General features: G+C 63.1%; 18 protein-coding genes. 14 read left to right on the top strand and 4 right to left on the bottom strand.

Annotated elements, in window-relative coordinates; translation table 11 throughout:
• Positions 1-19: 19 nt before the first annotated feature.
• Together ADJ70_RS11225 and ADJ70_RS11220 are read right to left on the bottom strand one after the other, a co-directional pair.
• Positions 20-1192: an NADP-dependent malic enzyme gene (locus ADJ70_RS11225; protein ID WP_050344555.1), complete on the bottom strand. Its 1173-nt coding sequence runs from the start codon at positions 1190-1192 to the stop codon at positions 20-22.
• An 85-nt stretch (positions 1193-1277) separates the two neighbouring features.
• Entirely contained in the window at positions 1278-2255 is a 978-nt protein-coding gene (locus ADJ70_RS11220) for a ketopantoate reductase family protein (RefSeq protein ID WP_050341495.1), read from the bottom strand.
• A 331-nt stretch (positions 2256-2586) separates the two neighbouring features.
• On the opposite strand from ADJ70_RS11220, the gene ADJ70_RS11215 reads away from it, so the two are divergent.
• The 11 genes from ADJ70_RS11215 to ADJ70_RS11170 all read left to right on the top strand — a co-directional run bounded on the left by ADJ70_RS11215 (position 2587) and on the right by ADJ70_RS11170 (position 15784).
• Complete coding sequence (locus ADJ70_RS11215; RefSeq protein WP_050341493.1) at positions 2587-3477, top strand: transporter substrate-binding domain-containing protein; 891 nt, start codon at positions 2587-2589, stop codon at positions 3475-3477.
• A gap of 124 nt (positions 3478-3601) precedes the next feature.
• Positions 3602-4816, top strand: coding sequence for an amino acid ABC transporter permease (locus ADJ70_RS11210; RefSeq protein WP_050341491.1), 1215 nt, complete (start codon positions 3602-3604; stop codon positions 4814-4816).
• Positions 4816-5607, top strand: coding sequence for an amino acid ABC transporter ATP-binding protein (locus ADJ70_RS11205; protein WP_083443981.1), 792 nt, complete (start codon positions 4816-4818; stop codon positions 5605-5607). The genes ADJ70_RS11210 and ADJ70_RS11205 overlap by 1 nt, the downstream gene beginning before the upstream one ends.
• Positions 5608-5614: 7 nt before the next feature.
• Positions 5615-7273: an amidohydrolase gene (locus ADJ70_RS11200; protein WP_050341489.1), complete on the top strand. Its 1659-nt coding sequence runs from the start codon at positions 5615-5617 to the stop codon at positions 7271-7273.
• Positions 7274-7896: 623 nt separating this feature from the next.
• Complete coding sequence (locus ADJ70_RS11195) at positions 7897-8316, top strand: DUF3592 domain-containing protein (RefSeq protein WP_050341487.1); 420 nt, start codon at positions 7897-7899, stop codon at positions 8314-8316.
• Between the two features lie 206 nt (positions 8317-8522).
• Positions 8523-10454: an NAD(+) synthase gene (locus ADJ70_RS11190; protein ID WP_050341485.1), complete on the top strand. Its 1932-nt coding sequence runs from the start codon at positions 8523-8525 to the stop codon at positions 10452-10454.
• 237 nt (positions 10455-10691) lie between these two features.
• Entirely contained in the window at positions 10692-10982 is a 291-nt protein-coding gene (gene groES / locus ADJ70_RS11185; protein ID WP_050341483.1) for a co-chaperone GroES, read from the top strand.
• 71 nt (positions 10983-11053) lie between these two features.
• Complete coding sequence (groL, locus tag ADJ70_RS11180; protein ID WP_050341481.1) at positions 11054-12694, top strand: chaperonin GroEL; 1641 nt, start codon at positions 11054-11056, stop codon at positions 12692-12694.
• Positions 12695-13184: 490 nt separating this feature from the next.
• Positions 13185-13331 carry a hypothetical protein gene (locus ADJ70_RS14770; protein ID WP_157051520.1) on the top strand — a complete coding sequence of 49 codons (147 nt, stop codon included), beginning with the start codon at positions 13185-13187 and terminating at the stop codon, positions 13329-13331.
• A 204-nt stretch (positions 13332-13535) separates the two neighbouring features.
• A complete protein-coding gene (gene deoD, locus ADJ70_RS11175) occupies positions 13536-14261 on the top strand; it encodes a purine-nucleoside phosphorylase (protein ID WP_050341479.1) in 726 nt (241 codons plus the stop codon).
• Between the two features lie 131 nt (positions 14262-14392).
• Positions 14393-15784 (top strand): pyrimidine-nucleoside phosphorylase, encoded by a 1392-nt coding sequence (locus ADJ70_RS11170; protein ID WP_172674499.1) that lies wholly within the window; start codon positions 14393-14395, stop codon positions 15782-15784.
• A gap of 31 nt (positions 15785-15815) precedes the next feature.
• Here ADJ70_RS11170 and ADJ70_RS11165 read toward each other — a convergent pair whose 3' ends face one another.
• Complete coding sequence (locus tag ADJ70_RS11165; protein ID WP_050341476.1) at positions 15816-16157, bottom strand: type II toxin-antitoxin system PemK/MazF family toxin; 342 nt, start codon at positions 16155-16157, stop codon at positions 15816-15818.
• The gene (locus tag ADJ70_RS11160) at positions 16157-16438 is read right to left on the bottom strand and encodes a hypothetical protein (RefSeq protein ID WP_050341474.1); all 282 of its coding nucleotides are present in this window, start codon (positions 16436-16438) and stop codon (positions 16157-16159) included. Before ADJ70_RS11160 ends, ADJ70_RS11165 begins: the two co-directional genes overlap by 1 nt.
• Positions 16439-17045: 607 nt before the next feature.
• On the opposite strand from ADJ70_RS11160, the gene ADJ70_RS11155 reads away from it, so the two are divergent.
• The 3 genes from ADJ70_RS11155 (at position 17046) to ADJ70_RS11145 (ending at position 20552) form a co-directional block, all read left to right on the top strand.
• Positions 17046-18335, top strand: coding sequence for a 4Fe-4S binding protein (locus ADJ70_RS11155; protein WP_050341472.1), 1290 nt, complete (start codon positions 17046-17048; stop codon positions 18333-18335).
• Between the two features lie 94 nt (positions 18336-18429).
• On the top strand, positions 18430-19494 hold the full coding sequence (gene ychF / locus ADJ70_RS11150) for a redox-regulated ATPase YchF (RefSeq protein ID WP_050344552.1): 1065 nt from the start codon (positions 18430-18432) through the stop codon (positions 19492-19494).
• A gap of 155 nt (positions 19495-19649) precedes the next feature.
• The gene (locus tag ADJ70_RS11145; RefSeq protein ID WP_050341470.1) at positions 19650-20552 is read left to right on the top strand and encodes a hypothetical protein; all 903 of its coding nucleotides are present in this window, start codon (positions 19650-19652) and stop codon (positions 20550-20552) included.
• The last annotated feature ends 326 nt before the right edge of the window (positions 20553-20878 follow it).

The following is a 20878-nucleotide window of genomic DNA, read 5'->3' as shown; positions in this document are numbered from 1 at the left end:
CCGGCTTCCGGGTCTGGCATCACGCCCGTGCGACGCCGCTCTTTCGCGCGGCCTGTGCCGTGGCATCTGCCACGGCATCTCTCACCCGTGGATCGAAGGTGTGAGGGAGGATGTAGTCTGCCTGCAGCTCGTCGTCACCCACCAGGCCCGCGATGGCGCGCGCCGCCGCGACCTTCATGGGGCCGTTGATGTCAGACGCCCGTACGTCCAGCGCACCGCGGAAGATGCCGGGAAAGCACAGGACGTTGTTGACCTGGTTGGGGAAGTCGGAGCGCCCCGTGGCCACCACGGCGGCGCCTGCGGCACGGGCGTCTTGGGGGTAGATCTCGGGCGTGGGGTTGGCGCAGGCAAAGACGATCGGGTCTGCGGCCATGCTCCCCACCATCTCGGCTGTCAGGACACCCGGAGCGGACACGCCGATGAAGACGTCGGCATCACAGATGACCTCGGCGAGGGAGCCGCTCGCACGTTCCTTGTTGGTGATGGTGGCCATCTGCTCCTTGATGGGGTTGAGGCCCTTCCTCCCCTCATAGATGGCACCCTGCCGGTCGCACATGACGACGTTGCGCAGGCCCATGTCTATGAGGAGCCGCACGATGGCCACGCCGGCCGCCCCGGCGCCCGACGTCACGATGCGTACCTCGTCGAGGCTCTTTCCCACCAGCCTCAACGCGTTTATCATGCCTGCCAGGGTGACCACGGCCGTGCCGTGCTGGTCGTCGTGGAAGATGGGGATGTCGCAGGACTCCTTGAGCCTGCGCTCGATCTCGAAGCAGCGAGGGGCGCTGATGTCCTCCAGGTTGACGCCGCCGAAGCTCCCCGCCAGAAGCCCCACTGTGCGCACGATGTCTCCTACGTCCTTGGAGCGCACGCACAGCGGGATGGCGTCCACGCCGCCGAAGGCCTTGAACAGGGCGCACTTGCCCTCCATCACGGGCATGCCGGCCTCGGGACCTATGTCGCCCAGGCCCAGGACGGCCGTCCCGTCTGTTACCACGGCAACCGTGTTCCACCTGCGTGTGAGGGCATAGCTCTGGCTTGGGTCCCTTTGGATCGCGAGGCAGGGCTCGGCGACGCCGGGCGTGTAGGCGAGGCTCATGGCCGTAGCGCTATCCACGGCCACGCGGGTCGCGGTCTCGATCTTTCCCCGTACCCTACGATGTAGCTCCATCGATTCCTTGCGATAGTCCATGACACTCTCCTCGTTCTGGCTCTCTTTTCCTGTGTTTGGGTGGTCGGTGATGCTGCTGCTGCGGTGGGGGTTGTGGACCCCAGCCTCAGCTGCGGCTCCTGTCCCACCGTGTGCAGACGTCATCCCAGCCTCCCATCTTAGCGAGTAGGCCGTCCCAATTGGGCATGGCAAACTCTGGTACGGGTTTGCGCAGGCGCTCGAACTCCACGTCGAGGTCGCGCATCTCCTTGGGAGCGTGCTTGCAGTGGTTATCCGCGCAGAACGTCCCTATCGTTGTGTGCGCGCCTATCCAGATGAGGGCGTTCCATGCCCGTGTCCTGACCCCGCCGTCAAAGAGGTCCCTCCTCCCCTCGGGAACCATGAGATGCCCGAGGTGGGCGAGCAGCGCATGGCCCTCGCCTTGGGCAGCTGTCATCTGGTGGAGCAGCCCGCGCGACGCCGTGTGCAGGTCACAGCCACAGAAGTAGGAGACAAAGCAGACCGGCAGCACCATGGCAGCGTGGCAGAGGAGCCAGTCCTCGAAGTCATGGGTCCATTTGGGTTGGTAGTTGCCCGTGAGCACACGGGCAAGAAGGTCCCTGTCTGCGGCTGTGGGCCTGCCGTGGAGTGGCGCCACGTCAAGTCCCGTAGCACCCCAGCGCACGCACTCGACACGGTCTGCCTCGCGCAGGCCGGCGGTGCTCTGAAAGCCAAAGAGCACGCGCCCGGCATGCCTGCGCGCCTCGAGTCGGTCGGCCGTCTCGTGGGCGCGCAGGTTGTTTCCCACGAGCACGAGCAGTTCTGTGTCGATGCCTTCGAGTTCGGGAAGGGCGGCTATCTGCTGATCCTGTCGCATTACGGAGAAGGCCACGTCAAAGTGTTCTCCTTGGGGGATGGCATCGACCACGCGGGGGTGGTCGACGGTGGTCTTGTGCTGCACGCGATGGTGGATCACAAGACCCTTGTCGCGGATGGTCCTGCCCCAGCGTCCCCGTGCGACTGCGGTCACGTCGTTTCCCACGTCGCAGACCGCATGTGCCAGATAACTTCCTATGACGCCGATGCCGATGACGAGGACCTTCACGAAATACGTCCTTCCTGTGGTGGGGCGTATGCTCACTGCATGCGTATAGCTTAGCTCTAGCGGCTGGGCCAGGAAAGAGGGCGACATAGAGGGGGACGCGCACCTGCCCGGTCGCTCGCCCCAACACCGCCCTGGCATGCGATGAAGGTGACCTCGCCATGCCCTCACTACGACCTCGCCACGCCCCAGCGTGCGGGTTTCGAGGCCATTACTTTCTTGCGGCAGCCGTCTGCGGTGCGCCCGCAACGGCTACACTGTGCTACGGGGCCGCGTGCGTCCTGTGCCCGCGCCCAACGTTTGCCTGCAACAGACCCTAGAAGGGGGACCCACCATGAGTACCAGCACCTCTCGTCGCAGCTTCCTTGCGCTCTCAGGCGTTGTTGTCGCAGGCGTCGCGAGCACGACGTTCTTGGCCGCCTGCGGACCCTCCACCCAGACGACGAGCTCGGGGCCCAGCGGCTCGGGCCCTACGTCGAGCTTTGGCGACAGCGGTACGATGCGCGTGGGCATGGAGGTGGCCTACCCGCCGTTCAACTGGCAGACCTCCACAGCCGCCGAGAGCACCATTCCCGTCCAGGGCCAGGAGGGGGCCTATGCCGACGGCTATGACGTCTTCTTTGCCAAGCGGATCGGCGCGGCGCTTGGCCTTGAGCCCGTCGCGGTCAAGATGGAGTTCTCGGGCCTGGTTGAGGGTCTGGCCAGGGGGTCGATCGACATCATTTGTGGTGGCATGACCGCCACTGACGAACGCCGTCAGTCCATCGACTTCTCCGATGCGTACTGGACGGGCCACTACGGCCTCCTCGTCAAGAGGGGCTCGAGGCTCGAGGGCGCGACCAGCTTGGACGCGTTTTCGGGCACGGCTGTCCTCGGGCAGCGCGACACCCTGCTCGACACCGTCATCGACGAGATCCCAAACGTCAACCACATGACCCCGGTCGACTCCGTGCCCGCACAGCTCTCCAGCCTCAACCAGGGTACCTGCGACGCCATCACGTATGACGTCGAGAACGAGAAGGGCCTCATCGCCGCGAACCCAGATCTAGTCGCCGTCGAGGTTGGCGGCAGCAAGGTCCTCTTCAAGGAGGACGCGCCGATCAACGCGGGCATCGCGAAGGGGCACGACGAGACACTCGCCAAGATCAATGAGGTCATCAGGAGCGTCACCCAGGAGCAGCGCCAGGCCGAGTGGGACGCCGTCCAGGGCCGCCTGCCTGAGTAGCGCCACGTCAACGATCCGTGCCATGCCGTCAGACATCACGGCGTGGCACCACGATATGACCATGCCCATGCACTGACCACCATCTGACCTGCGCCCAGGCGCCAAAGGAGCACAAGGGTCTCCCATGTCTTCGCCAAACCCCACACGCACGCGGCTTGCCCGGCTCAGGGGCTTTGTCACGGCCGACCATCGCTATGTCTTCCTGGGCACGAGCGCGGTTGCGCTGGTGGGCCTCTGGTTTGGAAACCAGCCCCACTCGCCGCTGAGCTTTCTCGCGGCGTCGTATGCGCTCGAATCCGTCCTCTACTACTTGCTGCTCGCGTGGGTCGCTCTGTCTGCGCTCGCACTTGTGAGCAAGCTGGCCCACTGGAAGGGCGATGCGTACAAGAGCGGCTCTCCCTTCTGTCGCCCCTTCGCGCGCAGGGCCGAGAGGTACGTGTCGTACGTGGTGTGGGCCGTTGCGACAGTCTTCGCGGCTGATCGCCTCGTGATGGGTACCGTCAGCCTCGTGGGGTGGGCCATCGCTCAGCCCACCAACCCGACGGACTTCTTTGGCTCGATGGCCTACATGCTCTACAACATGTGGCCGACGTTCGTGCAGGGTATCGTCAACACCGTGATTATCGCACTCGTCGGCACCGTCGTGGCGTTCTTCTTGGCCCTGGCGTTGGTGTTTCTTCGCGTGCAGGAGCCCGATCGCTCAGACAACGACTTCGTGCGCCTCATGAAGGTCGTGGGGGCAGGATTTGCCAAGCTGTACTCACAGGTCGTGCGTGGCACGCCGATGATGATTCAGGGCCTGATCATCTACTACGCGGGCACGGGTGCGCTGGCGGGTCAGGGCATGAGCGCATCGCAGATCTTGACGGTGTGGTCGCCGTTCAACGCCGCGCTGGTCACGGTGTCGCTCAACTCGACCGCCTACATGATGGAGGTGCTGCGCTCGGGCATCGGCGCCGTCGATCCGGGGCAGGCAGAGGCGGCGCGCTCGCTGGGTCTCTCGCAATGGCAGGCCATGCGCAAGGTCGTGTTCCCACAGGGCATCAAGAACTCGATCCCGGCGCTGTCAAACGAGCTTGTCATCAACATAAAGGACTCGTCAGTCCTCATGGCGATCGGCGTGCTCGAACTCACGTTTGCCACGCGCACCATCGCGGGCGTGTACTACAAGCAGATGGAGGTCTACGTGGCCGCCGCCGTCGTGTACCTGATCCTGACGGCGCTCGCGTCGTGGCTGCTCGGCAGGTTTGGCAGGCACTTTGACGCAGGCGCGCGCTCTGCCGTCCTGGGCACGTCTGACCAGGTGCCCGTCCAAGATGCGGATGGGGGGCACAGCTGATGGGAGAGCGTCTCTCTGCGGGATCATCGCCAAAGGGGCGGCAGGGTGAGGCTGGGCGGCCCGTTGTGCGCATCGAGGGCCTGCGAAAGTCATTTGGCTCGCATGAGGTGCTGCGCGACATCGACTTCGAGATCATGCCAGGTGAGGTTGTCACCATCATCGGCGCGTCGGGATCCGGCAAGTCGACACTCCTTCGCTGCATCAATCTGCTCGAGACGCCCGATGCCGGGCACGTCTGGTTCCAGGGGCAGGACCTCGCGGCCGAGCACGTCAACGTGAACAGGCTGCGCGAGAGGATAGGCATGTGTTTTCAGACCTTCAACCTGTTCAACAACATGGACGTGCTCGCTAACTGTACGCTCGCGCCCGTCACGCTCAAAAAGATGGGCAAGGGCGAGGCCGAGCAGGTGGCACGCAAGCACCTCCAAGAGGTGGGTCTTGCCGACTTTGCGCACGCGGCGCCAGCGACGCTCTCGGGCGGGCAGAAGCAGCGCGTGGCCATCGCGCGCGCCCTCTGCATGAGTCCCGAGCTCATGCTCTTCGACGAGCCGACCTCCGCGCTCGACCCAGAGATCGTGGGTGAGGTCCTTGAGGTCATGCGTGGCCTTGCGGCGGATGGCATGACGATGGCCGTGGTAACCCACGAGATGGCCTTCGCCAAGAGCGTCTCTGACAGGGTCGTGTTCATGGATCAGGGCGTCATCGCGGAGGAGGGCGCGCCCGGAAGGATGTTCTCTCATCCCCACCAGCCGCGCACCCGCGAGTTTTTGGCTCGCTACCTGGAGGGCTAGGGGCGCGATGTCTCAGGGGACACAGCCGCTCGCGCTTTGCTCGAGGCACGTGTTTCTCGATCGCGCGCATCCCGACGTGGAGGCTGCGATCGTCATCGAGGGCGGGCGGATCTCTACCGTCTGCTCGCGCGACGAGCTTGCGGGCATCTCGCCAAAGGCTCGGATCCAAGACTATGGAGACGCGTTTTTGTGTCCCGGATTCCATGACGCCCACCAGCACGTCTTCCACACCGCACTCTTTGCCTCGCCGCTCATCTGCGCCTGCGCCGGCACCAGTGAGGACGAATGCGTTCGCCTGTTGAGGGAGGCAACGAGCCGGCCTGCGGGTGGCGCGCGGGACCATGCTGGCGCGGGCAACGGATGGCTGGTTGGCCAAGGCTGGCGCTCGGCGCTATGGGATCCGCCCCTGGCGCCGACGAGGGCGTCTCTTGACCGGGCGTTTCCGAACCGTCCCGTCGCCCTGTACTCGGGGGACCTCCATGCGCTCTGGGTCAACACGCGCGGCCTTGAGGAGCTGGGCATCACCGAGGACAGCGAGGCCCCTGCCGGCGGCAGTTTCGACCGAGACGAGGCCGGCCGACCGACGGGGGTGCTTCGGGAGGCTGCGAGCATGGCGTATGCTGCCCGGGTGTGTGCCGACCTGCCGCGCGACGAGGTCACGCGTGCCTATCGAGGGCACTTCCAGGCCAGTCTCTCCCAAGGCGTCACGAGCGTCTGTGACATGGCGCTCTGCGCGCTGCCTGGTGTGGACTACGTGTACGAGGACCTGTACGAGGAGCTTCTCGCGGCGGGCGAGCTGCCCGTGCGCATCAACCTGTTTCCGCAGAACGTGGGCGATTTCAAGAGGATCGAGTCTTTGCAGGCCAGACTCACGGGAGACCTCCTGCGTGCCCCGGGGACCAAGCAGTTCTTTGATGGCGTGTCGAGCGCTCATACCGCATGGCTGCACGAGCCCTACGTGAACCCGCGCTTCGCGGGTGACTGCGGGCGAGCGACCATCGACCCTGCGCTCATGCGCGACTATGTGCTCGCGGCGGCCGAGCGGGGCATCGCGACGCGCGTCCATGCCATTGGCGATAAGGCTGTCAGCTCCGCCATCGACATCTTTCGCGAGGCAAAGAGGCGCTATGGCATGCCCAGGCAGGGGGCGAACTCCATCGAGCACGTGGAGGGCCTCTCGCACGCCGACGTCGCGGCCATGGCTGACATCGGCCTTGTCGCCTCCGTGCAGCCGCAGCACATCGTGATCGACGTGGGGCAGCCGGCCCGCGACCTTGGGGTAAGGCGCGCATCGTTCATGTGGCCGTTTGCGAGCTTTGACGAGGCAGGTGTGGCCATGGCCTTTGGCACGGATGCCCCCTGCGTGCCCGACGTGGCCATGCAGGTTCTCTCCTGCGCTGTCACGCGCGAGGAGGCGAGGACCTGTGAGCCAAGGGGCGGCTGGCTTCCCGAGCAGAGGGTGACGATGGCGACGGCGATCGACGCCTACACGCGCGGCAGCGCCAAGGTGACGGGGCGCGAGGCAGAGCTTGGGACCCTGGCAGCTGGCAAGCTGGCCGACCTCGTGGTGCTCGACACCAACCTCATGTGCGCCGACCCCGAGGCCATCCAGGGCACGAGGGCGCTCGCGACCTACGTGGGCGGCCGCCTTGCCTGGGAGGCATAGGGTAGCGGCAGACCTCCTCTCATGCCTGTCGCCTACCCTCCTGGCCAGTCATATTGCAATGACTTCGGTGCGAAGAATGTTGTGAGACGCTCATTCCTGCTTGCGCAAGCGTCTCATATGTTCAAGCTGTCTGGATCGAGCAGGAAGTCGAACAGACCCATGGTGAGGATGCCGTCCTCGTCCATTTTGCCTCTGCTCGATAGTCGCGCGTACCAAAACCATGCGGCAAGCCATATATCATAGTCCCACAAGGCGTGGCTGCCAGTGGCATTGATGCCGTGGGTCCTCCAGGGTGACCCAAGCGCGGCCTGCGGTCATGCGGACTCCGCCCGCCCTTGCCCCTTGAAGATAGTACAATTGGCACAGGGCGAAGCGAAGCTCGCTCCGATGCCTGGTATTGGGCCTATGGGTTCGTCCTCATCGCACCATGGCGATACGGCTGGCGTGCCCTCATGGGGGCGGGTCACGATCGGAAGGGCGTAGCCATGAACGCAAGGTTCTCTGGAGAGGGGAGTGTCAAGGGTGAGGTCGCACAGGAGGAGCCGAGGGCGTGGCCCGCAAAAGAACGGCTGGGCCTGTGACTATGGCTTCAGGCGTACGAAGTGTCCGAGGGAGAGGAAACGATGAAGAAATTCTCTGTAGGGTGCCTATCCGTTTGCATCGCGGTGTTTTGCATCGCGCTGGTGGCCTTGGCCGCGTTCAAGTACCTCGGGAAGACCCTGCTCTACCAGTCCTATCCCAGGACGGAGGCGCGCATCGTTAAGGTCGAGACCCGAACGGTGGACCCAGGAGCCGATCCCGTGAAGTACGAGAGCAGCGTTCAGCTCGAGTACACCGTCGACGGCCAGAGCGTGCAGGGTTGGTACACGTTCAGCAGTCATACGAACCTGGAGGAGGGGGATACGGTCTCGGTTGCGTACAATCCGGACAACCCCTCCGACTGCGCAGTCATGGGGGGTCCTGACCCTATGACCTTGCTCGCCTTCGGCGCGGCCGTCGCCGTCATCGCCTGTATGTTCTGGACGACCTTCCGGCGCACGTGACCGGCTGAGGCGGGCTCCAGGTTGGACCCCCAAGCACACCGTGCGAGGGGAGCCTTGGGCGCCGGAACCGGTGGCCAGTGCACAAGACCCGCCGGTCGGAGCGCCCAGCCTGTGACAGTAGGTTGCCCAGACGAGTGGGGCCAACCCTGCTAGACTAGGCTTAGAGAGCTTCATGAGACCAGCTCACCCTATCTTCGGGAGGATTCATGCAGGACGGATTTGTCAAAGTCGCAGCCCGTTCTCCACAGGTGAGGGTCGCCGATGTCGATGCTAACGTCGAGGCATGCATCGCAGAGGTCACGGATGCCGTACGGACGGACGGTGCCAAGCTCGTCGTGTTGCCCGAGCTTTGCGTCACGGGCTACAGCTGCGAGGACCTGTTCTGGCAGGACGCGCTCCTTGCTGCGGCTGAGCGGGGCCTCGCCCGCCTGGCCGAGGCGACGCGTGACTTTGATGCCCTCGTGGTCGCGGGCCTGCCGTCTCGCGTGAACGCCAAGCTCTACAACTGCGCCGCTGCCATCGCCCACGGCAGGCTCCTGGGACTGGTGCCCAAGCGTCACATCCCCGACTACAACGAGTTCTACGAGGCGCGCCACTTTGTGCCGGGTCCTTGGGAGGTCTCGTTTGTGAGCCTCGCCGGCTGGCGGGAGGTCCCCTTTGGCTGCCGCCAGCTCTTCTCCTGTGATGGCCTACCAAACCTCAAGGTGGCCGTCGAGGTCTGTGAGGACCTCTGGGTGCCAGGCCCTCCCTCCATTGCGCACGTACGGGCGGGGGCGACGATAATCGCGAACCTCTCCGCATCAGATGCCCTGGTGGGCAAGGCGGACTATCGTCGCTCTCTCGTGGTGGGGCAGAGTGCGCGCCTAGTGTGCGGCTACGTGTACGCGAGTGCCAGTTGGGGGGAGTCCACGCAGGACCTCGTCTTCTCTGAGCACGACATGGTGGCCGAGAACGGCATGCTGCTCGCGGAGGCGCGTCCCTTTGGCGACGGTGCTGTGGTAAGCGAGATAGACGTGGATGCGCTCGCGGCGGAAAGGAGGCGCCTCTCCGGCTTTGGGACGGTGCCCTGTCCCGAGGACGCGGGGTATGAGGTCACGACCTTCGCCTTGGGCCTTACCCCGACCAGGCTCACGCGTCACGTCGACCCGCACCCGTTCGTGCCGTCCGGCGCAAGGCGAAGGAGCGAGCGCTGCGAGGACGTGCTCTCCATCCAGGCGCATGGCCTGGCCAAGAGACTCCAGCACACGCGCTCAGAGTGCGCCGTCGTGGGCGTGTCGGGGGGGCTTGACTCCACGCTTGCCCTGCTCGTGGCAGTCCGTGCCTTTGACATCCTGGGGCTGGGCCATGAGGGTGTCCTGGCCATCACCATGCCGGGCTTTGGCACCACAGAGCGCACGCATGGCAACGCCTTGGAGCTCAGTCGCGCGCTCGGTGCCAGCCTGCGCGAGGTGCCCATCACCGAGGCCGTGCGCCAGCACTTCCTGGATATCGGGCACGACGAGGACGACCGTTCCGTTACCTACGAGAACGCCCAGGCGCGCGAGCGCACGCAGATCCTGATGGACATCGCCAACCAGGAGGGTGGCCTGGTGGTGGGTACGGGCGACCTGTCGGAGCTTGCGCTGGGCTGGGCCACCTACAACGCTGACCACATGAGCATGTACGGCGTGAACGCGGGCGTGCCTAAGACGCTTGTCCGACACTTGGTGCGCCACGTGGCCGACAGCAGCGACTCGCCGGAGCTCTCCCGCGTACTGCTCGACGTGCTCGACACGCCCGTCTCGCCCGAGCTTCTGCCTGCAGGTGGCGACGGCGGCATCTCGCAGCGCACTGAGGAGCTGGTCGGTCCCTATGAGCTGCACGACTTCTTTCTGTATCAGGTGTTGCGCCGAGGCTTTGGCCCGCGCAAGGTGTACCGCCTGGCGAGGGTGGCCCTCGGCCAGGCCTACGGAGATGCTACGATACTCAAATGGCTGCGTAACTTCTACAGGCGCTTCTTCTCCCAGCAGTTCAAGCGCAGCTGCCTGCCAGATGGTCCCAAGGTGGGCTCTGTGGCCGTCTCTCCCCGCGGGGACCTTCGCATGCCGAGCGATGCGTGCGCCACGGTCTGGCTGCGCGAGCTGGGTGGCTTGGAGTAGCCAGGGCCCTCACGCTCTTCTGCCGCGCGCCTTGCTGCCGTGTGTAGCGGGGTACTGTCAACCCTAACCGTGATAGAGTCAGGAAATCTAAGCGCGAATTGGAAGATATTACGTCTTGCGTGTATAAATTCGCTTCACGGGGTATTATCACGAACGTCGGATCAACGGGTGCTGGCGCGCTGTCGCCACCCCGCAAGGGTATGCGCTTCTGTAGCGCATCTGAAGGAGGTTCTTAGCATGACTCTTAAGCCTTTGGGCGATCGCGTCCTCGTCAAGCCCGCACCCAAGGAGGAGAAGACCTCGACGGGTCTCTACATATCCTCTGGCGCGCAGGAGAAGCCTCAGCGCGGCGAAGTTGTTGCCGTTGGCGCCGGCAAGCTCAACGACAAGGGCGAGCGTGTCGCTCCAGACGTCCAGGTGGGCGACCAGGTGTTCTACGGCAAGTTCGGCGGCAATGAGGTCAAGGTCGACGGGGAGGACTACCTGCTCCTTCGTGCCGATGACATCTACGCCATCATCACCGAGTAGCTTTCAGTAGCTTTCGCGCCTAGAGGGTAATCAGCTGCGCCAAGCGCAGGCAATCATTGGAGGAACAGATTATGGCAAAAGACATTGTCTTCGGTACCGACGCGCGCGCCAAGCTCGCCAAGGGCGTGAACACCCTGGCGGACGCCGTTACCACCACCTTGGGGCCCAAGGGCCGTTACGTGGCGATCCAGCGCTCCTACGGCGCGCCCACCATCACCAACGATGGCGTCTCCGTCGCCAAGGAGATTGAGCTCAAGGACCCCATCGAGAACATGGGTGCCCAGCTGGTGAAGGAGGTCGCCACCAAGACCAACGACACCGTGGGTGACGGCACCACCACCGCGACCCTGCTCGCCCAGGTCATCGTCAACGAGGGTCTGCGCAATGTGGCCGCAGGCGCCAATCCCATCGCCATCCGTCGTGGCGTCGACAAGGCCGTTGCCGCCTCCGTCGACGCGATGAAGGATGCCGCGCGTGACGTCTCCACCTCCGAGCAGATCGCCTCGGTGGGCACCATCTCGGCCGGCGATCCCGAGATTGGCAAGAAGATCTCCGAGGCCATGGATGTCGTGGGCAAGGATGGCGTCATCACCGTCGAGGACTCCAACACCTTTGGCATCGAGATCGACACCGTCGAGGGCATGCAGTTTGACAAGGGCTACATCTCACCGTACTTCTCCACCGAGAACGAGACCATGACGGCCGAGCTCCAGAACCCCTACATCCTGATGACCGATCAGAAGATCTCGAACATCCAGGACATCCTGCCCGTGCTCGAGGCCATCCAGAAGAGCGGTTCCCCGCTGCTCATCATCGCCGAGGACGTGGACGGCGAGGCTCTGGCGACCCTCATCCTCAACAAGTTGCGTGGCACGCTCAATGTGTGCGCCGTCAAGGCCCCCGGCTACGGTGACCGCCGCAAGCGCATGCTCGAGGACATCGCCGTCGTCACCGGTGGACAGCCCGCGATGAAGGAGCTGGGCGTCGAGCTCACCGATGTCACCGACGAGATGCTCGGTCGTGCCAAGTCCGTCAAGGTCACCAAGGACAACACCACCATCGTCGATGGTTCCGGCTCCAAGGAGGCCATCGAGGACCGCATCAATCAGATCAAGGGCGAGATCGAGCACACCGACTCCGACTTTGACAAGGAGAAGCTCCAGGAGCGCATGGCCAAGCTCTCCGGTGGCGTCGCGGTCATCAAGGTCGGCGCAGCCACCGAGGTCGAGCTCAAGGAGGTCAAGCACCGCATCGAGGATGCCCTGCAGGCCACCCGCGCGGCCGTCGAGGAGGGCATCGTCGCCGGCGGTGGCGTCGCGTTTTTGCAGTCCGTCTCCGCGCTGGACAAGGTAGAGTGCGCTGACGCAGACGAGAAGATCGGCGTGGACATCGTCCACAAGGCGCTCGTGGCTCCCGTGAGGACCATTGCCCAGAACGCCGGCTTCGAGGGTTCCGTCGTAGTCGAGAAGATCAAGGAGCTGCCCGCCGGCCAGGGCCTCGACTCCGCGAACGGCACCTGGGGCGACATGATCGAGATGGGCGTCCTTGACCCCGTCAAGGTCACCCGCACCACGCTGCAGAACGCAGCCTCCATCGCCTCGCTGATTCTCATCACCGAGTCGACCGTCTCCGACGAGCCCAAGGACACCTCGATCGAGGATGCCATCTCTCGCGCGGCTGCTGCCGGCGGCCAGGGCGGCGGCATGTACTAAGCCAACGCCGATCAGCCGAGGCCAAGCGCCTGAGCATTACGGTCTAACAGGACAAGTTCGGATTCAGGGGCGCCCCGTGGCACACGCTGCGGGGCGCCCTTCTGCGCACGGACGTGGACGTGGGGTGCGGGCGTAGTGCAACTGCACGGGCGCAGTGCGGTTACGGAACATGATCACAGAGCAAGTTTCTGAAGGTGAGCTGCGAAATTTACCGCACGATTGTACGATGTGAGTGAATCACTCACATCTTCGCGACGAAGTGAGTGATTCACTCACTTCGAGGTTATACTCAGCAACTCTCTGAGCTGCGAAAACATAAGTTCACCTCTTCTTACCACGTCATTGTTGCATCATTTCTGGCGAGAAAATCACTCACTTCATGAAGCTGAAGTGAGTGATTCACTCACTTCGTGCTTACGTTAAGCTACCACAGCCTTCTGGCGAGCCATTCCGTTGTCCTGGGTGCAAGATTCTCGCCAGCAGCAGCTCGATGGACCTTGCGCCTACGATCGCATACCTTGCTGTCATGAATGTCTCTACGCTCAGCTACGGGAAGGTCCGGCAGAGAGACCTGTTCGTCGAGCCGCCTGCAGCTGAGCGGGCATACGTAAAGAGCTGTGTCGCGCTGCTGAAATAGTACCTCGCATAGCCGATCTCTCAGATGGGAGACAGCACACGTATCCTGTACCATGGGGGTAGTGACGCTCCACACAGGAACGGGCGCGGGGACCCAAGGGCTTGCGAGGCGGGATCGTGTGAGCGGCACATGGACCCTTCTCTTGACCAGCGGGTCATGGCTACGCCTTGCACCCCTCGTAGCCCAGATGACAAGGAGAGAGACATGGCAGACGTACCCACGCCACACAACGACGCGCTTAAGGGCCAGATCGCGAAGAGCGTCCTCATGCCCGGTGATCCTCTGCGCGCCCAGTACATCGCCGAGCACTACCTTGAGGACGTTATTTGCTTCAACAGGGTCCGCAACATGCTTGGCTTCACGGGTAGCTACCAGGGGCAGCGCGTCTCCGTCATGGGCGGGGGCATGGGCATGCCCTCCGTGGGCATCTACTCCTTCGAGCTCTTCAACTTCTACGGCGTCGAGCAGATCATCCGCATAGGCAGCGCCGGTGGCATAGGCGAGGGCCTACACCTTCGCGACCTCGTGCTCGCCCAGGGCGCTTGCACCGATTCGAACTATGCCCACCAGTTTGGCTTGCCGGGAACCTACGCGCCCATCGCTGACTTCGGCCTGCTGAGCCGAGCCGTGGCCACTGCAGGTGAGCTGGGCGTCGCGGTCCGGGTGGGCAATGTTCTCTCGCAGGACATCTTCTATTCTGCAGATCAGGGTGCCGCAAAGCGCTGGGCAAGCATGGGCGTTCTCGCGCTCGAGATGGAGGCAGCCGCCCTCTACATGAATGCGGCCTATGCGCATAAGAGGGCCCTCGCGATTCTCTCCATCTCTGACCTCGTCTTCACGGGCGAGGAGCTGTCCGCACGCGAGCGGCAGACGAGCTTCACCCAGATGATGGAGGTCGCGCTCTCGCTCGCGACCTCGGAGGAGGAGTGACGCGAGGGCAAGGGAGCATGTCGCAGGCACAGGCCACGACCGGTCCCTCTGACTCTGGCAGTGCCTTGGCCTTGGCAAGGGGGCGTCGGTAGGGCTGTCGTCCAGGCGTCGGGGAAGGAGGCTGGTATACGGTGAGGATGTACGACATCATCAAGAGGAAGCGCGACGGTGGGGAGCTCAGCGACGAGGAGATCAGCTTCTTCATCGACGGCTACGTGTCCGGCGAGATTCCCGACTACCAGGCCTCGGCACTCTGTATGGCTGTGTTTTACCGGGGTATGAGCTTGCGTGAGACCACCGCGCTTACCATGGCCATGGTGCGCTCGGGAGATGTCGTCGACCTCTCGCGCATACCCGGTATCAAGGTGGACAAGCACTCAACAGGAGGTGTCGGGGACAAGACCTCGCTCGTGGTGGTTCCCCTTGTGGCGTCGCTTGGCGTGCGCGTGGCCAAGATGAGCGGGCGAGGTCTTGGCCACACCGGTGGCACCCTCGACAAGCTCGAGTCTATTCCCGGCCTGAGCGTCTCCATGGATCGCACCCGCTTTGAGCGGATTGTGAGCGAGGTGGGCTGCGCCATCATCGGTCAGACGGGGGATCTCGTTCCCGCAGACAAGAGGCTCTACGCCTTGCGTGACGTCACGGCCACCGTGGACAGCATCCCGCTCATCGCGTCGAGCATCATGAGCAAGAAGATCGCGGCAGGCACCGACAGGATCCTGCTCGACGTCACGTGCGGAAGCGGCGCCCTCATGAAGACGCTTGACGACGCCCTGGACCTTGCCCAAGAGATGGTCTCCATCGGGGAGTGCGTGGGCCGCACAAGCGTGGCCCTTGTCACCAACATGGATAGGCCCCTGGGCTACTGCATAGGCAATGCACTGGAGGTCGCAGAGGCGGTGTCCACGCTCAGGGGCGAGGGACCTAAGGACCTTACGGACGTCTGCGTGGAGCTTGCGGCCACCATGGTCTTCCTGGCGGGTTTGGGAGAGATGGACGTCTGCAGGAGCCTCGTGCGCGATCAGGTGGCAGGCGGGTTGGGCCTCGCGAAGCTCAAGGAGATGGTCGCTGCCCAGGGTGGGGAGGCCTCCCTTCTGGATGACGCGTGCGACAGCTTGGTCGCGCCGCGCCCGAGTCGCGAGGTCACTGCCGACAGGGACGGTTACCTCTTTGCGATGGACACTGAGCGCTGCGGGCTTGCCTCGGTCGCCCTGGGCGCCGGCCGCGCCAAGAAGGATGACGCCATCGATCACTCCGCAGGCATCGTGCTTGTGGCCAAGCCAGGCGCGGCCGTTCGCGCTGGTGACGTTGTGGCGACGCTGCATGCCGCCAGTGACTCCCTGCTCGACGAGGGAGAGCGCCTCTTTCGTTCGGCCTTGGACATCCGTCACGAAAGGCCTAAGGACACTCCGCTCATCTATGCTCGCGTGTCTGGGTCAGGTGTCGAGCGCAGGGCGGCACGCCGCTCGCCCAAAGGGCGTGAGGCTGATCCTTCACCGGACGGGCCTGTTCCTCGCCCTTGAACCGATTCCTATACCTATACGTTCTCTCTACCTATATGTTGAACACAGCACCGATGGCATCGAGGACGCGTGACATAGTTGCTGAATCGATCATGGATCCCAGGTGCTCAACGCCTCTGGCGGGGTTGTTTAAGTCGATGGCTCTCATCTGCTCGATACACACACAGCCTTTTACCGCGTTGTTCGGATCCAGCTCGATGTGCAGCGGATGGCCGTTTGCGATGGAGGTGATGGGACACACGACCGTCAAGCTAGAAATCACATTGTTGAAGTGGCCGACGCTCACGACCAGTGCCGGTCTGCGCCTCTGGGGTTCGTGGCCGACCGTGGGGTTAAAGTTGACTTCTATGAGGTCGCCCTGTTCGAATAGCATCACCCTACCACCTCGGCCCCGATGTCGGGCCCACCCCACTCCTTGCCGACCTTGCCGCCGGACCAGTTGGCGCATAGCTCCTCCATGGATACCTTGCGGCTGCGCCGGTACGTGTGAGCGGGTCGTTCGAAGGTGATGACAAGTTGGGAATTCACCTGATCAGCTTCAATGCTCGCCGAGGCACCCACCTTGACGCCCAGCAGGTCACACATTTCCTTGGGTATCCGTAGGCCTTGGCTATTGCCCCACTTGCATAGCGTTACGCCAGTCGTTACTCCCATAAGCTTTCCTTTCGTATATCCAGGTATATCTTAATAGTATAGGATCGGATATCATATGTCAACGCGTGGGCATGCGTGGGTGACATAACGCTGGCAGGGCTCTGATTTCCCAACCATCCCCGTAAACCCCGCTCTATTTATGGGGGGACGGTACCGTGAGGAGGCGTGACCCTTTTGCCCAACGCCTTGATGTTTCGCGGGCTGCCGCCTCCCGGTGGCCGACGCTGCCGTTTACGCTCCCGAGGCCTCATCAACACCTTCTCCGGACGACGCGCCCGGCACGCCCCCGACCGCTCTTCCTGCGAGCCCCTGGGCTCGTCTTCCGCCGCGCTCTCGTCTAATGCTACGATGGGCTCGGACCTTGGCTTTGCCCCCTCACGCGGCTGGACTTGACACCCAGGTCATACTGCGGGTCGGGACCAAGGTTCTAGGCATTCAGGTCACGCCGTCGGCAAGATGCGCGAGAACCTTATGGCTTACGTCCATATGAGGTGAGGGGAGCGAGGCGGCAAGCGGCCTGCGACGACGAGGGCGAAGGGGGCGACGCAGGGCCGATGACGGCGAGAGCGGCACGTGACGATGCCGGAGCTGCGCAGGGGAGGGGAGCATGGCAGAGAAGCACGATGTGATCGATGACATCATCGACATCCGAGATGGACTCGGGCGTCTCTTGAACCCCCTCGGTGGGCTGACCGGCAGCATTACCGACCCCGCGCACGTGGAGCGCTTCGACCCCTCGGACTACAAGGAGAAGCCTCGCCCCAACTCCATCTTCTGCCTGCGCTGCTCGGCGAGCTCCCTCGTGGACCAAGACGTGGCTGTCAGGACCTGTAGCCTTTGCCTGGACATCTGTCCTGTGGATGCGATCGAGATCAACAAGGCGAGCGTCCGTGTGAAGGACAACTGTCGCATGTGCGGCCTGTGCACGATGGTGTGCCCCACCGAGTCGTTTATCGTACAGCGCCTGATGGCAAGGCAGCTGTATGACAAGATAGCCCGGGCGGCAAGTACCTACGAGCAGTGCTACGTGACCTGCACGCGCGCGTTGGGACGCCTTCCTAGGGAAAACGAGGTGTTGCTGCCGTGCGTGGGGGCTGTCCCGCGCGAGTTGTGGCTCTCGCTTATCGCGGACTTTGACAATATCAGCGTCTACCTGCCCCTGGACATCTGCGATCGCTGTCGTACCACCACAGGTGAGGACGCCTATACAAACGAGATAGCAACTGCAGAAAAGTGGTCCCAAGCGTCGGTTGGCTTTGAGGCAAGCGGGCGGGGCCTCAACCATGAGCAGGCTCGGGCCTATAGGCGCGGCCAGTTCATGGACGATATGAGGCAGGCTGGTTTGACGGCGCTCGTGGCGACGAACTCCGCGCCCGTAGGCGCCCAGGCCATCGCGAAGAAGATCAGGGATCATGCCGACCAGCTCTATGACATGCAACGCTCCCTTGAGGAGGCCGTAGGCGACAAGGCCGCCAGCGGGCATCGCCGCATCCTTACACAGAAGCGCAAGACGGTGCTCGGCATGCTCCAGCTGCATCCCTCGCTTGCCGACCGCATGCGGCTCGAGGTGCCGGTTTGCGACGTAACGCGTTGCACCATGTGCGGCATCTGCGTACGTGAGTGCCCGGTGAATGCCTGCGACCTCGACGGGCAGGGACACTTCTCGGTGAAGGCCGCCTATTGCGTGAACTGTGGCGCCTGCGCCACGGTGTGCCCCGAGAACGCGCTTACCATGGAGACCTGCGATCCGCGCGAGCTCGTTGTCCGCGATGTGGAGGCCGAGCGCCGCAGGCGCAGCGTCGCCACGCAGGAAGAGCGCCTTAAGGGGGCGGCGGAGAAGGACGCAAGACGTTCTGGCAGGGCGTTGAGCGCAAGGGAGCGTGTGGCTGGCGACTAAACGTGTGGCTGACAACTAACGGATTGGACGAGGCCTCATCGCAGTGCTGGCGCAGGCGCACTGTGAGCCTCTTTACGACAACGGAGATGATAGCGTGGCGCTTTCCATCGGTATCGTGGGGCTGCCCAATGTGGGCAAGTCGACCCTGTTCACGGCACTTACCAAGAAGGGTGGTCTTGCGGCCAACTATCCCTTTGCGACCATCGACCCCAACGTGGGCGTCGTGGACGTGCCGGACGATCGCCTGCAGAGGCTTGCCGATATCGTGAGCCCTGCACGCATCGTACCTGCGACGGTCGAGTTCGTTGACATCGCGGGCCTGGTCAAGGGTGCCAGTGAGGGAGAGGGCCTTGGAAACCAGTTTTTGGCCAACATCCGTACCTGCGACGCCATCTGTGAGGTTGTGCGCTACTTCTCGGATGCGGATGTCGTGCACGTGGATGGTCGGGTGGATCCCGCGTCCGATGCCGACACGATACAGACCGAGCTCGTCCTTGCAGACCTGAGCTCGCTTGAGCGCTCTGTTCCCAAGTTGGAAAAGGAGGCGAAGCGTGACAAGGGAAACCTGCCGCGTCTTGCCATTGCCAGGAGACTGCAGGCGTGGCTCAACGAGGGAAGGCGCGCTGCCGACCTCGACATGAGCGCTGATGAGCGCGCCGCTGCCCACGATCTCTTCCTGCTCACCATGAAGCCGATGCTCTACGTGGCCAATGTCGACGAGGATAAGGTGGGCGAGGTGCCCGCGAGGATCATGGGCCAGGGTCCCATCGCGATCTGTGCCGAGGTCGAGGCGGAACTCGCTGAGCTCGACGCTGCTGAGGCGGCAGAGTACCTCGAGTCCCTTGGACTTGAGAGGAGTGGACTTGAGACCCTGGCGCAGGCGGCATACCACCTGCTGGGGTTGCAGAGTTACTTTACTGCTGGTCCCAAGGAGGTGCGTGCCTGGACGGTGCGCGTTGGCGCGAAGGCACCCGAGGCGGCAGGGGTCATACATTCCGACTTCGAGCGCGGCTTCATCAAGGCCAAGACCATCAGCTTCGACGACTTTGTTGCCCTTGGTGGCGAGACGGGCGCCCGCGAGGCAGGCAAGCTCCGCATGGAGGGTAAGGACTACGTCGTTCAAGACGGTGATGTCATGGAGTTCATGTTCAACGTGTAGGCCGCACTGAGGGATAACTTGGGTCATGGTGGATACCGCTGACGAGGTTTTGGCTGCCATTTGCGCAATCGAAGGCACGTGGAGCTTGCGTTGTATGGGTCCTCGCCTTAGGGTGAATATCAGATATGTATGGATCTGACAGAAGGAGGTTCTCCATGAGCAGACGGTCCGCACTTCATGCCGCATCATTTCTCACCACTGTATTTGTGGCGGTGCTTTTCGCCCTGTTGGTAGCGCCCCGGGCGGCCCACGCCGCAGTCCCGATGTATAGGCTCTACAATCGCTGGAATGGCGACCACATGTTCACGACCAGCGTCAAGGAGTATGCTGACCTTAGCGAATACGGCTGGAGGGAGGAGCAGGTCAAGTGGTATGCCCCCTCCTCCGGTACCGATGTCTATCGTCTCTATAACAGGTGGAGTGGCGAGCACCTCTTTACCACAGACAGAGCCGAATACGACCAGCGGAGCAGGGATGGCTGGACCAAGGAGGGGGTTGGCCTCCACAGTGGCGGAGGCGTGGCGGTGTACCGTCTCTACAACCCCCATCTCACGGCGGGGACCCACCTTTTCACGACCAGCAAGGCTGAGTATGACAACCTCGTGAGGGAGGGTTGGCAGGGAGAGGGCGTCAAGCTTTACGCTGAGCAGGACGGACCGTGGGTTGGGACTGTCACCTGGTACTTTGCGAGACCCCACCGGCAGACGACACCTCCCTATACCGACCACGTTTCCTTCTCAAAGGAGGGTACTGGAGCCTCATGCGTGATTTCTGGGGCACTGAGAAGGTCGAGCTTTCGTGATGGCCTTGCCTACTTTGGTAAAGGGGGAGCGTATACGAATGACTCGGAGAGAACGTATAGATTCCGCCTCACGAACGACACAATCTGTGGCTTTTACGATGATAGTGGGTTTGAGGCGTTGAGCCAGTCCGATTTCATGAAACAGTCACGTAACCGTGACCACGCTACGGATGGCAGGGGGTTGAACTTCTGGGGCACTGTCATTTTCTCGGTCGACTCTAACAACAATATCCTCACGATCTACGGGTATTCGTAACGGGTTGCTGTGGCTGCGCGCTACTACGGTATCCCGCCAGACGGTCCCGCTTAGTTTGGCAGGTCAGGTCGCGTGGCCCGCGCACCTCATGTGCATGACGCTGGGCTAGCTATGGAGATTTCATACGGGCTCAGCCGGCAAAGAGGGGGATATGCCCTGACGGGCACGCGTAGGTCCAGCTTGTGTGAGGGATACGGGCGCCGTGGCTTGCTGTAGCCACGGGCCATGCGCCCCGCCACTCGCCGGTCGAAATGTTACGAATAGAAAAACTGGTATCGTAAACTTGTCTAACAGTTCGAATGGCGGGTAGGGTGCCATGCCGCCCA

This window comes from Olsenella sp. oral taxon 807, assembly GCF_001189515.2.
In the GTDB taxonomy this organism is placed as follows: Bacteria; Actinomycetota; Coriobacteriia; order Coriobacteriales; family Atopobiaceae; genus Olsenella_F.
This window is presented reverse-complemented; position numbering and strand designations above follow the sequence as displayed.

What these genes read in the sequence shown, in the direction of transcription:
- ADJ70_RS11210 (WP_050341491.1), top strand. Translation starts at nt 3,602, where the DNA reads ATGTCTTCGCCAAACCCCACACGCACGCGGCTTGCCCGGCTCAGGGGC.
- groL (WP_050341481.1), top strand. Translation starts at nt 11,054, where the DNA reads ATGGCAAAAGACATTGTCTTCGGTACCGACGCGCGCGCCAAGCTCGCC.
- ADJ70_RS11160 (WP_050341474.1), bottom strand. Translation starts at nt 16,438, where the DNA reads ATGGGAGTAACGACTGGCGTAACGCTATGCAAGTGGGGCAATAGCCAA.
- ADJ70_RS11215 (WP_050341493.1), top strand. Translation starts at nt 2,587, where the DNA reads ATGAGTACCAGCACCTCTCGTCGCAGCTTCCTTGCGCTCTCAGGCGTT.
- ADJ70_RS11205 (WP_083443981.1), top strand. Translation starts at nt 4,816, where the DNA reads ATGGGAGAGCGTCTCTCTGCGGGATCATCGCCAAAGGGGCGGCAGGGT.
- ADJ70_RS11165 (WP_050341476.1), bottom strand. Translation starts at nt 16,157, where the DNA reads ATGCTATTCGAACAGGGCGACCTCATAGAAGTCAACTTTAACCCCACG.
- ADJ70_RS11195 (WP_050341487.1), top strand. Translation starts at nt 7,897, where the DNA reads ATGAAGAAATTCTCTGTAGGGTGCCTATCCGTTTGCATCGCGGTGTTT.
- ADJ70_RS14770 (WP_157051520.1), top strand. Translation starts at nt 13,185, where the DNA reads ATGGACCTTGCGCCTACGATCGCATACCTTGCTGTCATGAATGTCTCT.
- ADJ70_RS11225 (WP_050344555.1), bottom strand. Translation starts at nt 1,192, where the DNA reads ATGGACTATCGCAAGGAATCGATGGAGCTACATCGTAGGGTACGGGGA.
- deoD (WP_050341479.1), top strand. Translation starts at nt 13,536, where the DNA reads ATGGCAGACGTACCCACGCCACACAACGACGCGCTTAAGGGCCAGATC.
- ADJ70_RS11190 (WP_050341485.1), top strand. Translation starts at nt 8,523, where the DNA reads ATGCAGGACGGATTTGTCAAAGTCGCAGCCCGTTCTCCACAGGTGAGG.
- ADJ70_RS11145 (WP_050341470.1), top strand. Translation starts at nt 19,650, where the DNA reads ATGAGCAGACGGTCCGCACTTCATGCCGCATCATTTCTCACCACTGTA.
- groES (WP_050341483.1), top strand. Translation starts at nt 10,692, where the DNA reads ATGACTCTTAAGCCTTTGGGCGATCGCGTCCTCGTCAAGCCCGCACCC.
- ADJ70_RS11155 (WP_050341472.1), top strand. Translation starts at nt 17,046, where the DNA reads ATGGCAGAGAAGCACGATGTGATCGATGACATCATCGACATCCGAGAT.
- ADJ70_RS11200 (WP_050341489.1), top strand. Translation starts at nt 5,615, where the DNA reads ATGTCTCAGGGGACACAGCCGCTCGCGCTTTGCTCGAGGCACGTGTTT.